The sequence below is a fragment of the Flavobacterium frigoris PS1 genome, assembly GCF_000252125.1.
GTDB lineage: Bacteria > Bacteroidota > Bacteroidia > Flavobacteriales > Flavobacteriaceae > Flavobacterium > Flavobacterium frigoris_A.
On sequence record NZ_AHKF01000015.1, the window covers coordinates 142,293 to 154,646 of the forward strand.

The following is a 12,354-nucleotide window of genomic DNA, read 5'->3' on the forward strand; positions in this document are numbered from 1 at the left end:
ATCTTATTAGCTGAACTGATATATAAATGGTTAGTTAAAGCCTTGAAAACCGTGGAAAATCCAAAGAATATTTTTTTTATTTTCAAGTGATTGGATAGTAAAAATTAAATTGTATATTTGCAACCTTAAAAATCAATAAATCAATCCGTATGTATGCAATCGTAGAGATAGCAGGGCAACAATTTAAAGTAAGCAAAGACTTAAAGGTTTATGTTCATCGTTTGACTAATGAAGAAGGTTCAAAAATTTCTTTTGACAAAGTTCTTTTATTAGATGACAATGGATCTATCACTTTAGGCGCCCCAGCTATAGAAGGTGCTTCAGTAGAAGCTAAAGTGTTACAACACTTAAAAGGAGATAAAGTTATCATTTTCAAAAAGAAAAGAAGAAAAGGATACAAAAAGAGAAACGGTCATAGACAATATCTTACTCAAATTGTAATTGAAGGTATTACTGCAGCAGGTGCTCCTAAAAAAGCAGCTCCTAAGAAAGCGGCAGCTGAAGCAACTACTGAAGAGGCAGCTCCTAAAGTAAAAAAAGCTCCAAAAGCTAAAAAAGAAGATACTAAAGAATAATAACAATATTAAACTAATACGTCATGGCTCACAAGAAAGGTGTCGGTAGTTCCAAGAATGGTAGAGAATCAGAATCAAAACGTTTAGGTGTTAAGATTTTTGGTGGACAAGCTGCCATTGCAGGGAACATCATCGTAAGACAAAGAGGTTCAAAACACAACCCAGGTGAAAATGTATACATCAGTAAAGATCATACATTACACGCAAGAGTACCGGGAATTGTTAAGTTCCAAAAGAAAAGAGATAACAAATCATACGTTTCTATCCTTCCGTTTGAAGTTGAAGCATAATTGATTTAATCAATTTATTAAAAACCCGTTTCGAAAGAAATGGGTTTTTTTTTGGTCTGTCTCTATTGTTCTCCAGAGGAGAGGGGACTGTACGGGAATTGAATTAGGTTGATTTGCTGTTTGTGGGCGTTGATTAATTTCTATTTATTGAAATGGCGTATGATTATACCGGTGTGCTGTAGTGCATCTGTATCCAGAAGTTCAAGACAATAGTTGTAATTTGTGTTATTGTTACAGATTTTAGATCTGTACAGTTGACGTCGTTTAATTAAATGCTTACTGCAATTTAAAATAATAAAGTACCAGAGTTCCGCAAATCATTTCGGAGTAGCCTTCTTCTATTTTATCTCCAATGTAAAGTGCTGTTAACTCTCCGGTATCTTTGTCGATGTTGTAATCCCATACTTGGCTATTTGAATATAAAACTTCTGTAAAGGAATACGATTCTGGATTTTTGGAGAATTTAATTTTTTCTGTTTTTACTAATTTCCACTTTTTTGAATTCCGATACAGTTCAAAAAACAGCATCTCATCTGTATTGATAGTAATCATTTTTCCAACTAAGCCGTCATCGCGGATAACCCAATCTGGGTCTTTGGAAATCCATTTCCAATTTCCAATTAAGCTTTTAACCTTGTTTTTTCTAAAAATAGACTTTAAGGAATCTGCTTTTTTTAGGGCAATTTGAGCAATTTCAGATTTTTGATTCATGTTATGTACAAATGCGAATAATCTGGCGACTACTACATAATCGTGAATCTCAAGTGTTTCTTGTGTGTCATTAAATAGTTTTTTCTGATACTCGTTTCGGGTGTTATCTTGGGCACAAAGTGCGGTGGCTAATAATAATAGTAAAGGAAAAATGTGGTTTTTCGTAGGATTCAAAACTGGTTTTTTCGATTGTAATTCTATCAAATATACTATAATTAGGAATCGGTTTTATATTCTTAAAAAGTAGAGGTGCTCTGTAGTGTGTTTATGCTAGAAAACATATCCATTGAATAATAATAATGTCTGTATAGTGCCGCTAGAGGGATAGCAGCGGCATCCTTTTATGTAGTCCTGATAGCTATCGGGACTACATAAAAGATACAGCAAATAGCCCGACCCGACCCCGATAGCTATCGGGGTTAATAGGGTCTCGCCCAAAAACAAGAAACCCTCGCTTCTCAGCAAGGGTTTTTATAAATCTAAAATTATAATCAGCAATCGCTAATTTACAATCATTTAGTATCTGTAATATTCTGGTTTGAATGGACCGTCAACTGCAACTCCAATATAAGCAGCTTGATCGTCACGTAAAGTTTCCAATTCAACTCCTAATTTAGCCAAGTGAAGCATTGCAACTTTCTCATCTAAATGTTTTGGTAACATGTACACATCGTTGTTATATGCTGCACTGTTTTTCCACAATTCGATTTGAGCCAAAGTTTGGTTTGTAAATGAGTTACTCATTACAAAACTTGGGTGACCTGTAGCACAACCAAGGTTTACTAAGCGACCTTCAGCCAAAAGGATGATGTCTTTACCGTCAATAGTATATTTATCAACCTGAGGTTTGATTTCAACTTTCGAAGCTCCGTGGTTAGTGTTCAACCAAGCAACAGCAATTTCGTTATCAAAATGTCCAATGTTACAAACGATAGTTTTATCTTTCATTTGCTCAAAGTGAGATCCTAGAACGATATCTTTATTTCCTGTAGTTGTGATAATTATATCAGCATTTCCAACAACCGTGTTTAATTTTTTAACTTCAAAACCGTCCATTGCAGCTTGTAAAGCACAAATTGGATCGATTTCAGTAACTGTAACGATAGATCCAGCACCTCTAAAAGAAGCAGCAGTACCTTTTCCTACGTCACCGTATCCACATACAACCACTCTTTTACCAGCAAGCATAATATCAGTTGCACGACGAACTGCATCAACTGCAGATTCTTTACAACCGTATTTGTTGTCAAATTTCGATTTAGTAACCGAGTCATTAACATTAATAGCAGGCATTGGTAAAGTTCCAGCTTTTACTCTTTCGTATAATCTGTGAACTCCAGTTGTGGTCTCTTCAGATAAACCTTTGATTCCAGCAACTAATTCTGGGTAACGGTCAATAACCATGTTTGTCAAATCTCCACCGTCATCAAGAATCATGTTCAATGGTTTTCTGTCTTCACCAAAGAAAAGAGTTTGCTCGATACACCAGTCAAAGTCTTCTTCGTTCAAACCTTTCCAAGCGTAAACTTGAATTCCAGCAGCAGCCATAGCAGCAGCAGCTTGATCTTGTGTAGAGAAGATGTTACAAGATGACCAAGTCACTTCAGCACCAAGAGCGATTAAAGTCTCAATTAAAACTGCAGTTTGGATTGTCATGTGTAAACATCCAGCAATACGAGAACCAGCAAGTGGTTGTTCGTCTTTATATTCAGAACGAAGTGCCATTAAACCGGGCATTTCAGCTTCAGCTAATTCAATTTCTTTTCTTCCCCAGGCTGCTAGAGAGATATCTTTTACTTTGAAAGCCACAAAAGGCATAGTTGTAGTACTCATTTATAGTATATTTGTAATTGTAAATTTTTTGCAAAATTACGTAATATCTTTAGAAAAACACTAATTTCTATAATATTTATGAAATGTTTAAGGGCTTAATCTTTTGAATATTAGCGTAATAATTTTGTTTTTAGTCAGAGAGGAGTAATGCTTAGGAGCAATTTTCCGCTGTGCACTATATCTTTTATGGCTCCTGATAACTATCAGGAGCCATAAAAGGATGCCGTTTCCATCGGGGCTAAAAAAAAAGTAGTGCTTTTATGAATTGATAGTTCATAACTTATAACTCATATTTAATTAAATGCCGTTACATAAAACCATAAATCTCTCCCAAAGCGCTGGGATGTCGACTCAAATTTTTGTTTGGAAAATCACCGAGAGTTACGTGCAGCTCTTTGATGAAGTAGCGTTAAATGATAGTAATCTTATACGGCTAGCTGGTATGAAGTCTGAATTGCATCAAAGAGGTTTTCTTAGTGTACGCAGGTTATTGCAGGAATCAGGTTATAATGATTTTGATTTGTTTTATGACGAATTCGGCAAGCCACACCTTAAAGACGGCAAACATATTTCTATTACCCATTCCTATCATTTTTCGGCAATAATCATTAGCGAACAGACCGTAGGAATCGATATCGAGCTACAACGGGGGAAAATCATCCGAATCGCAGATAAATTTGTTGACGAAGAGTTTAGTTATTTGGATAAAAATAATAAGGAGGAATACATAAAAAAACTTACTGTGATTTGGGGTGCAAAAGAAGCCATTTTCAAAATAAGAAACGAAAAAGGAATTAGTTTCAAAGACCATATCAAAGTCAAAGCATTCCGTCTAGAGGATAAAGAGTCTAAAGCGGAACTTCACTTTGATAATATCGTGAAGAGTTTTAAATTATTTCATGAAGAAATTGAAGGTTTTAGACTTGTTTATACTTTTGAGTAAGAGTATTCAGTTTTTTAGTATTCAGTAAAAAAAATCGCGAAAATCAGTGGTAGTCGCGTAGTAAATAATGACAAACATTTATAACGAAATAATCCAGTCAAAAATAGAGTCTAAAAAGCTCCTTGCTATTCTTCTTGACCCGGATAAAATAATCTGGGACCATTTAGAATTGTTGATAAAAAAAATTAAGCAATCACCAGCAACACATATATTCATTGGCGGAAGCCAGGTCAAAACAAATAGAATCGACGAATTAATTTCTCTGCTGAAGCAAAAAGTTGATTTGCCGATGGTACTTTTTCCTGGGAATCCATCCCAGATTTCAAATGAAGCCGATGCTATTTTATTCCTTTCGTTGATTAGCGGCAGAAATTCGGATTATTTAATCGAACATCAGATACAAGCAGCCCCGATTCTGAAACAAACCCAATTGGAAGTTATTTCTACAGGTTATATGCTAATCGAAAGCGGAAAAGAAACTGCAGTAGAACGTGTGAGTAAAACAATACCTTTAGACAGATATAATCTCGACTTGGCATTGGCAACAGCTCTAGCAGGAGAAATGTTAGGGAATAAATTAATTTATCTGGAGGCGGGAAGTGGTGCAAAACAAGCCGTTCCTAAGCAAATGATTGAATTAGTTGCTCAAAATATCAAAATCCCATTAATTGTTGGTGGCGGAATTGTAGATTTGCACGGTATAAAAAAAGCCTATGATGCAGGTGCTGATTTGGTAGTAATAGGTACGGCTTTTGAAAATGACCACGACTTTTTTAGTAAATAGTTTCAATTAAGAATTAATACCAGACCATGATAGATTTTTTTCTAAACGCCTACAGTAATGTGTCAATGACCCATATTGTATTAGAGTTTATTGTTTTTGTATTCGGTATTTTAAGTGTTTGGTATGCTAGACAAGAAAATATTTGGGTTTATCCCACCGGATTGATAGCAACAATAATTTCGACCTATTTGCTTTATAATGCAGGTTATCTTGGTGATATGATGATCAATGGATACTTTTCAATCATGAGTATTTATGGATGGTACAAGTGGACTAGAAAAGTAAAGGACAGCGATACGATGCCAATTACTAGAACTAATAGCAAAGAAAAATTAATTGGTATTGTGTTGTTTTTTGCTACAATTTTCGTAGTTTTCGAGATATATTATTTGTTTGATTATGAAATAAATACGGACAATTATATTGATATTATAGCCTCGGGAATATTTTTTACAGGCATGTGGTATATGGCCAACAAGAAAATCGAAAATTGGACTCTCTGGATTATTGGAGATTTGATTGTCACCCCGTTATACGCCTATCGCGGACTAGGAATGTTATCGTTACAATATTTAATTTTTACAATTTTGGCTGTTTCAGCTTATTTAGAATGGAGGAAAATCTTACGCAAGAGCGATCTGCAATTATAAAAATCGCTATGTTTGGTCCAGAGAGTACTGGAAAAACAACGTTGGCTATACAGTTGGCTGAATATTATAAAACGGTATGGGTTCCCGAATTTGCAAGGGATTATTTGCAAGATAAGTGGGATAAAAGTCAGCTCGTTTGTGATGTTGATGATATGCTTCCTATCGCCAAAGGTCAAACTAAATTAGAAAATGAAAAGTTGGTAGTGGCTAATAAGTATCTGTTTTGTGATACTAATTTAATGGTTACCAAGGTTTTTTCTGAAGTGTATTATGATTATTGTGATCCATTATTGAATGAAGCAGCACAAGAGCATGAATATGATTTGTTTTTTCTAACTGATATTGATGTGCCTTGGGAAAAAGACGACTTGAGAGATAGACCTCAAGGAAGAGAGTCTGTTTTTACCGTTTTTAAAAAATCATTAATAGATAATAATAAACCATTCATTACGCTTTCTGGAGATAAAAACTTACGTCTTAAGAAAGCGATCTCAATTATTGATGAACTGGCGGAAGCCAAAGAAATGGGATTTTCATCTGTTGACTTTGTGCAATTAAATGAGCTTGGAATTTCATTGGCGAATTTTAAAAAGCAATTGGAGATATTTAAAAATGGAGTTTCTAAAACGGTATTGATTGAACCAGCTACATTATATAATGGGATTATCAATCTTTCCGAAAAGGAATCCAATAAAAAAGCTGTTTTTTTTGATGAAAATAAGGATAACTACAAGTTACTAAAATTTGTGCCGGCTTCTGGAGCAGCAAGCCGAATGTTTAAGTTTTTAATTACTTTTTTACAAGAATTTAATGTTACAAAAGAAAGTATTAATGCATATGTAAACAGAAAAAAAAACAATAAACTTCCAGTTTTTGTAGTGGGTTTAGAGAAGTTTCCTTTTTACGAGGAAATTGACAAAAAGTTAAGAGAAGAAATCTCAAGTTTTGACTCTCTTCATAGAAATTTAAAATTTTACTACTTTATTAAACTACTCTTATCGGGAGATTATTTTGATTATGCAAATAAACCTAAGGGAGTTCTTCCTTTTCATAAATATAAAACACATACTGCAACTGCTGTAGAAGAGCATTTGTACGAATGCTCTCAATATTCAAGTTCTAATGGAGTATCTAATTTGCATCTTACAGTTTCAGAAGAGCATTTGCCTCAATTTGAAGCAATAATAAATACAGTCAGACCTTTGATTGAAGAGCAAGATAAAATCAGTATAAATGTAAATTATTCTTTTCAGAAAAAGAGTACGGATACCATTGCTGTAAATGTCGATAATAGCGTTTTTAGAACACAAGATGACAAACTTGTTTTTAGACCGGCAGGTCATGGTGCTTTAATTGAAAATCTAAATAATTTAGATGCGGACATTGTATTTGTCAAAAATATTGATAATGTAAGCCAAAATGATGTTGATAAGGTTACTTTTCATAAAAAAGTATTGGCAGGAGTTTTGATTGAACTGCAACAGAAAATATTTTATTATTTGAAGTGTATTGATTGCGGCACCATTGATAAGACTTTACTGGATGAGATTGTAGATTTTTTAAAAGAAAATCTGAATATTATTTTGCCTTTCGATTTTAATGCCTTGAATTTTGAGGATAAAGTCCAAAAGACAGCAGTATTACTAGACAGACCTATAAGGGTATGCGGAATGGTAATAAATGAAGGAGAACCTGGCGGAGGACCTTTTTGGACCAAAAATGGAGATGGGGTAATTTCTTTGCAGATAGTAGAATCTTCTGAGGTCGATTTAGTAAATAAGAAACAAGAAGATATATTAACGGGTGCGACTCATTTTAACCCTGTAGATTTAGTTTGTGGGATTAAAAATTATAAAGGAACAAAATTTGATTTAACAAAATTTGTTGATCATGATCGCGGTTTTATCGTTGAGAAAAGTGTTTCTGGAAAGGACATAAAAGCATATGAATTGCCTGGTTTATGGAATGGGGCAATGGCTAACTGGCTGACTGTTTTTGTCCAGGCTCCATTAGTCACCTTTAATCCTGTTAAGACAGTGAACGATTTGCTAAATGGTGCCCATCAACCAAAATAATTTTCTGAAACAATTTTAGTATAAATGGAAATTCAAAAACTAATATCAGAGCTAAAATATAAAGCAGTGCGCAGTAGTGGTGCTGGCGGGCAAAATGTCAACAAGGTTTCATCAAAAGTGGTGTTGTCTTTTGATTTAAAAAAATCCCAAGCTCTGATGGAAGAAGAAAAACTCTTATTGGAAACAAATCTGTCTTCACGATTAACTTCAGATTCGATATTAATCTTGAATTGTGACGAAGACAGAAGCCAATTGAGGAATAAGGAAATTGTCACCAAACGGTTTTTGGAATTGATCAAAAAAGGATTGGTTGTACAAAAAGCAAGAAAAGAAACTAGGGTGCCAAAATCAGCAATCAGAAAACGGATAAAGAGCAAAAAAAACACATCTCAATTGAAGCAAAATCGTCGGAAACCAGATGTAGACTAATCAGATTGTAAATATAGTTTTTGTAGCATTTTTAACTTGTTTGCGTTCTTTTGTTATTTGCAATTAAATTACAATTTCTTGTTTGATTTTTGGTTTTTTTAAGATTACATTTGCAGCGTCTCAAAGGGGTGCTCTAAATAACGAGCTGAGATCATACCCAACGAACCTGGGCGAGTAATGTCGCTAAGGGAAAAAATGACAAAAAAATAGCGTGCACACTATCTATTTGTCGTAGGAAACAATCATTTATTAATTTAACAAAAGGAATAATTCCCCCTTTTATTCGTAATCTTATTTACGGATGAATACTTTATTTAATTTTATTAGCCGCAAAGGCACAAAGACGAAACGGTCAAACTTACTCTCGACTCGTCTATCTATTATCTTCTTTTTTCTTTTTTCTTTTTTTTCTTTTTCACAAGTCAAAGACACTACACAAGTAAATCAGCTTGATGAGGTGCTGGTTTCGGCAGTGCGGGTCACGACAAAAACGCCTGTCAGCTTTAGTAATTTAGACAAAAAGGAAATTAAATTTCGAAATTTAGGTCAGGATATTCCTATTCTGATGAATTACCTGCCATCTGTAGTGACAACATCAGATGCTGGAAACGGAGTGGGATACACCGGAATTCGGGTGCGTGGTAGCGATGCTACTCGTGTGAATGTTACTATCAATGGAATTCCTTATAACGATTCAGAAAGTCACGGCAGCTACTGGGTCAACATGCCAGATTTTGCTTCCTCCCTAGAAAGTGTGCAGTTGCAGCGCGGGGTAGGTACTTCCACTAATGGATCTGGTGCTTTTGGAGCAAGCCTGAACATGCTTACGGATAGTTATACTAAAGAAAGCAACGGGGAAATTTCGAATTCTTTCGGAAGTTTCAATACCCGAAAACATACGGTGAAATTTAGTACGGGTTTGATGGATGATCACTTTGAATTAGCGGGACGATTGTCCGCATTGAAATCTGACGGTTATATTGATCGTGCCAGTTCTGATTTGAAATCATATTTTCTGCAAGGGACCTATGTAGGCAAGACTACATTGATAAAAGCTTTAGTCTTTGGAGGAAATGAAAAAACCTACCAATCTTGGAATGGTATTGACGCCGAAACTGTTATCAGTGATAGAACGTTTAACTCAGCGGGAATTTTTACGGATGAATCTGGAAACACCCGATTTTATAATAATGAAACCGATAATTACCAACAAGATCATTCTCAATTACATTGGAATGAAAGAATTTCTGAAAATTGGAATACAAATCTCGCTTTCCATTATACCAAAGGCAAAGGTTACTACGAAAATTACAAAGAGGATGCTGATATGGCCGATTATAATTTGCTTCCCGTTGGTTCGGTAACGACTACAGATCTTGTGCGTCAGAAGTGGTTGGATAATGATTTCTATGGAACCACATTCTCTGCCAATTACAAAAGCGAAAAGTTGGATGTAATTCTAGGTGGAGGATATAATAAGTACGAAGGTAGCCATTTTGGGAAAGTGATTTGGGCTCGATATGCATCAACATCTGAATTGGGAGATCATTATTATGATGATGTTGCAACTAAAATGGATGGTAATGTTTTTGCAAAAGCAAATTATCAAATATTGGATAAGCTAAGTCTATATGGTGATTTGCAAGTGAGAAACGTCCATTACAAAGCTGATAGCCCTGAAACAGGATTAGTCAATGACAACTTTAATTTCTTTAACCCAAAAGCAGGATTAAATTTTGAAATTAATGACAACAATCAGTTGTATGCTTCGTATGCAAGAGCCAATAGAGAACCTAACAGAACGGATTATGAAAATGGAAGTCCAAAACCCGAAAAATTAAATGATTTTGAATTTGGATTGCGTCATAACACAGCAAAAGTGAAGTTGAATGCGAATGTCTATTATATGGCCTATAAAGACCAATTGATTTTAACTGGAGCATTAGATGATATAGGTGCTCCGATTCGTAAAAATAGTGGAGATAGTTATCGTTTAGGTTTGGAGCTTGACGCGACAATTGCAGTTTTAGACAATTTAATTATACGTCCAAATGTTACCATAAGTACTAATAAAAATAAAGATTTTCGTTTTGAAAGAGACGGCGTATTAACCGCTTTGGGTAACACTAACATTGCGTATTCTCCTGATTTTATCGCGGGGAATATTATTACTTTTTTGCCTGTAACTAGTTTTCAAATTTCATTATTATCTAAATTTGTTGGAGAGCAATATATGGGAAATATAGATTCAGAGGGTTCTAAATTGAAGTCTTATTTTGTAAACGATGTCAATGTTTCTTATGAGTTCAAACCTAGATCGGTTTTCAAATCGATACTATTAACGGGATTAGTCAATAATGTTTTTGATTACAAGTATGTTTCAAACGGTTATTTCTTTACTTATGATGATGATTACTCAAATCCTCCGGCAATCACAACAATTGAAGGAGCTGGGTATTATCCTCAGGCAGGAATTAACTTCCTTGTTGGATTGACATTGAAGTTTTAGATTGAAAATTTGTTATACCTTAAAAAGCCCGAAAGTTTTACTTTCGGGCTTTTATGTTAATTATAAACGCGAAGCACATTTCCATTCACTTCAACACGATATTGTTTTAGGGGGTATTGTGAGCCACCCTGGCCTGTAAATAAGCTGTATTCAGCACTGTCGCAAGGACAAATCAAATTAATGCCTTTTAGCGTCATAGTAGAGCAGCTGCTAATTACTTGATTAGGACAAGCTGCATCAAAAGCATTGTAACCACTTCCTGTATTAAATATATAGATTCCCTTAGTGCCAATACCAGAATAATAGATAGCATTGCTAGGGTATTGCAAGTTCGAATATGCGGGTAAATTCATATTGATGTCTATTGTAAAAGTATAGTTGGGTATGTAAGGATTTTTATTGTTAAAACTACTGTCGCTACAGCCCAAAAATAAGGTCAATACAATGAATATGAGGAGGTGTTTTTTCATTAATTAAAATAAATTAAAAGTATTAGTTAAACAAATTTAATTTATTTAACTTTGAATTAAATATGATTAACATATAATTATAGACAAAAATAAAACAATAATATTCTTGTGGAAAGAAATCCCGTCCTGATGGGATTTTTTCTATTTACATAAACGATGAAACTATGAGCGCAATATCTTATTACACAGCAGAAGGCTTAAAAAAATTAAGAGAAGAATTAGATTATTTGAAAAGTGTGATGCGTCCAAAAGCGTCTGCAGATATAGCTGAGGCAAGAGATAAAGGTGATTTGTCTGAAAATGCAGAGTACGATGCTGCAAAAGAAGCACAAGGAATGCTCGAAATGAGAATTGCAAAATTAGAAGAGGTTCATTCTAACGCAAGGTTAATTGACGAAACACATCTTGATGTATCTAAAGTCTTGGTTTTGTCGAATGTGAAAATTAAAAATCAGGCTAATGGCATGGAGTTGAAATACAGATTAGTAGCCGAAAGTGAAGCGGATTTGAAAACTGGAAAAATTTCTGTAACCTCTCCAATTGGGAAAGGTTTACTAGGAAAATCAGTAGGAGATGTCGCTGAAATTACAGTTCCAAACGGAGTGTTGCAGTTTGAGATTTTAGAAATTTCACGTGACTAAAAGTATAACAAACTACCTATAATTCAATTTAATATTTAGCTTATGAGTTCAATTTTTATGAAAATCGTAAACGGTGAAATTCCATGTTATAAAATTGCCGAAGACGATAATTATTTGGCCTTTCTAGATGTGAATCCTAATGCAAAAGGACATACGTTATGTATACCCAAGTTTGAAGTAGATAAGATTTTTGATATGGATGAAGCTCACTATTTAGGGTTGATGCATTTTTCAAGAAAAGTAGCCATCGCCATAGAAAAGACGGTTCCCTGTAAAAGAGTGGGTATGGCAGTTGTCGGTCTTGAAGTGCCGCACGCACATGTTCATCTGATTCCACTTAATGAAATGGATGAAATGCGTTTTCAAAATAAAGTTACTTTATCAAAAGAAGAATTTGAAAATCTTGCAAGAAGTATTCAATTGAATTTTTAATCAAAATGACAC

The 12,354-nt window shown here is 34.5% G+C and carries 13 protein-coding genes; 10 read left to right on the forward strand and 3 right to left on the reverse strand.

What is annotated here, in order from left to right; translation table 11 throughout:
• Nucleotides 1-149: 149 nt before the first annotated feature.
• Complete coding sequence (gene rplU, locus HJ01_RS05970) at nucleotides 150-575, forward strand: 50S ribosomal protein L21 (protein WP_007137427.1); 426 nt, start codon at nucleotides 150-152, stop codon at nucleotides 573-575.
• 23 nt (nucleotides 576-598) lie between these two features.
• Entirely contained in the window at nucleotides 599-865 is a 267-nt protein-coding gene (rpmA, locus tag HJ01_RS05975) for a 50S ribosomal protein L27 (RefSeq protein ID WP_007137428.1), read from the forward strand.
• Nucleotides 866-1,141: 276 nt separating this feature from the next.
• On the opposite strand, the gene HJ01_RS05980 is transcribed toward rpmA, so the two are convergent.
• A complete protein-coding gene (locus HJ01_RS05980) occupies nucleotides 1,142-1,780 on the reverse strand; it encodes a hypothetical protein (protein WP_238531071.1) in 639 nt (212 codons plus the stop codon).
• Between the two features lie 312 nt (nucleotides 1,781-2,092).
• Nucleotides 2,093-3,409, reverse strand: a complete 1,317-nt coding sequence (ahcY, locus tag HJ01_RS05985; protein ID WP_007137430.1) for an adenosylhomocysteinase — start codon at nucleotides 3,407-3,409, stop codon at nucleotides 2,093-2,095.
• A 301-nt stretch (nucleotides 3,410-3,710) separates the two neighbouring features.
• On the opposite strand from ahcY, the gene HJ01_RS05990 reads away from it, so the two are divergent.
• The 6 genes from HJ01_RS05990 to HJ01_RS06015 all read left to right on the forward strand — a co-directional run bounded on the left by HJ01_RS05990 (nucleotide 3,711) and on the right by HJ01_RS06015 (nucleotide 10,799).
• Nucleotides 3,711-4,352, forward strand: coding sequence for a 4'-phosphopantetheinyl transferase family protein (locus tag HJ01_RS05990; RefSeq protein ID WP_040473729.1), 642 nt, complete (start codon nucleotides 3,711-3,713; stop codon nucleotides 4,350-4,352).
• A gap of 67 nt (nucleotides 4,353-4,419) precedes the next feature.
• Nucleotides 4,420-5,136, forward strand: coding sequence for a geranylgeranylglyceryl/heptaprenylglyceryl phosphate synthase (locus HJ01_RS05995; protein WP_007137432.1), 717 nt, complete (start codon nucleotides 4,420-4,422; stop codon nucleotides 5,134-5,136).
• 26 nt (nucleotides 5,137-5,162) lie between these two features.
• Entirely contained in the window at nucleotides 5,163-5,786 is a 624-nt protein-coding gene (gene pnuC / locus HJ01_RS06000) for a nicotinamide riboside transporter PnuC (protein WP_007137433.1), read from the forward strand.
• Entirely contained in the window at nucleotides 5,747-7,861 is a 2,115-nt protein-coding gene (locus HJ01_RS06005; protein WP_040473730.1) for a DUF4301 family protein, read from the forward strand. The genes pnuC and HJ01_RS06005 overlap by 40 nt, the downstream gene beginning before the upstream one ends.
• Before the next feature lie 24 nt (nucleotides 7,862-7,885).
• Entirely contained in the window at nucleotides 7,886-8,290 is a 405-nt protein-coding gene (gene arfB, locus HJ01_RS06010) for an alternative ribosome rescue aminoacyl-tRNA hydrolase ArfB (RefSeq protein WP_007137435.1), read from the forward strand.
• Nucleotides 8,291-8,591: 301 nt separating this feature from the next.
• On the forward strand, nucleotides 8,592-10,799 hold the full coding sequence (locus tag HJ01_RS06015) for a TonB-dependent receptor (protein WP_007137436.1): 2,208 nt from the start codon (nucleotides 8,592-8,594) through the stop codon (nucleotides 10,797-10,799).
• A gap of 56 nt (nucleotides 10,800-10,855) precedes the next feature.
• Here HJ01_RS06015 and HJ01_RS06020 read toward each other — a convergent pair whose 3' ends face one another.
• Complete coding sequence (locus tag HJ01_RS06020) at nucleotides 10,856-11,269, reverse strand: Rieske (2Fe-2S) protein (RefSeq protein ID WP_007137437.1); 414 nt, start codon at nucleotides 11,267-11,269, stop codon at nucleotides 10,856-10,858.
• A 164-nt stretch (nucleotides 11,270-11,433) separates the two neighbouring features.
• Here HJ01_RS06020 and greA point away from each other — a divergent pair, with 164 nt between their 5' ends.
• Both greA and HJ01_RS06030 read left to right on the forward strand, forming a co-directional pair.
• Complete coding sequence (gene greA, locus HJ01_RS06025) at nucleotides 11,434-11,910, forward strand: transcription elongation factor GreA (protein ID WP_007137438.1); 477 nt, start codon at nucleotides 11,434-11,436, stop codon at nucleotides 11,908-11,910.
• Between the two features lie 42 nt (nucleotides 11,911-11,952).
• Nucleotides 11,953-12,342: an HIT family protein gene (locus HJ01_RS06030; protein WP_007137439.1), complete on the forward strand. Its 390-nt coding sequence runs from the start codon at nucleotides 11,953-11,955 to the stop codon at nucleotides 12,340-12,342.
• Nucleotides 12,343-12,354: the final 12 nt, after the last annotated feature.

Coding starts and splice junctions, on each gene's coding strand:
- rplU (WP_007137427.1), top strand. CDS start 150: ATGTATGCAATCGTAGAGATAGCAGGGCAACAATTTAAAGTAAGCAAA.
- rpmA (WP_007137428.1), top strand. CDS start 599: ATGGCTCACAAGAAAGGTGTCGGTAGTTCCAAGAATGGTAGAGAATCA.
- ahcY (WP_007137430.1), bottom strand. CDS start 3,409: ATGAGTACTACAACTATGCCTTTTGTGGCTTTCAAAGTAAAAGATATC.
- HJ01_RS05990 (WP_040473729.1), top strand. CDS start 3,711: ATGCCGTTACATAAAACCATAAATCTCTCCCAAAGCGCTGGGATGTCG.
- HJ01_RS05995 (WP_007137432.1), top strand. CDS start 4,420: ATGACAAACATTTATAACGAAATAATCCAGTCAAAAATAGAGTCTAAA.
- pnuC (WP_007137433.1), top strand. CDS start 5,163: ATGATAGATTTTTTTCTAAACGCCTACAGTAATGTGTCAATGACCCAT.
- HJ01_RS06005 (WP_040473730.1), top strand. CDS start 5,747: ATGGAGGAAAATCTTACGCAAGAGCGATCTGCAATTATAAAAATCGCT.
- arfB (WP_007137435.1), top strand. CDS start 7,886: ATGGAAATTCAAAAACTAATATCAGAGCTAAAATATAAAGCAGTGCGC.
- HJ01_RS06015 (WP_007137436.1), top strand. CDS start 8,592: ATGAATACTTTATTTAATTTTATTAGCCGCAAAGGCACAAAGACGAAA.
- HJ01_RS06020 (WP_007137437.1), bottom strand. CDS start 11,269: ATGAAAAAACACCTCCTCATATTCATTGTATTGACCTTATTTTTGGGC.
- greA (WP_007137438.1), top strand. CDS start 11,434: ATGAGCGCAATATCTTATTACACAGCAGAAGGCTTAAAAAAATTAAGA.
- HJ01_RS06030 (WP_007137439.1), top strand. CDS start 11,953: ATGAGTTCAATTTTTATGAAAATCGTAAACGGTGAAATTCCATGTTAT.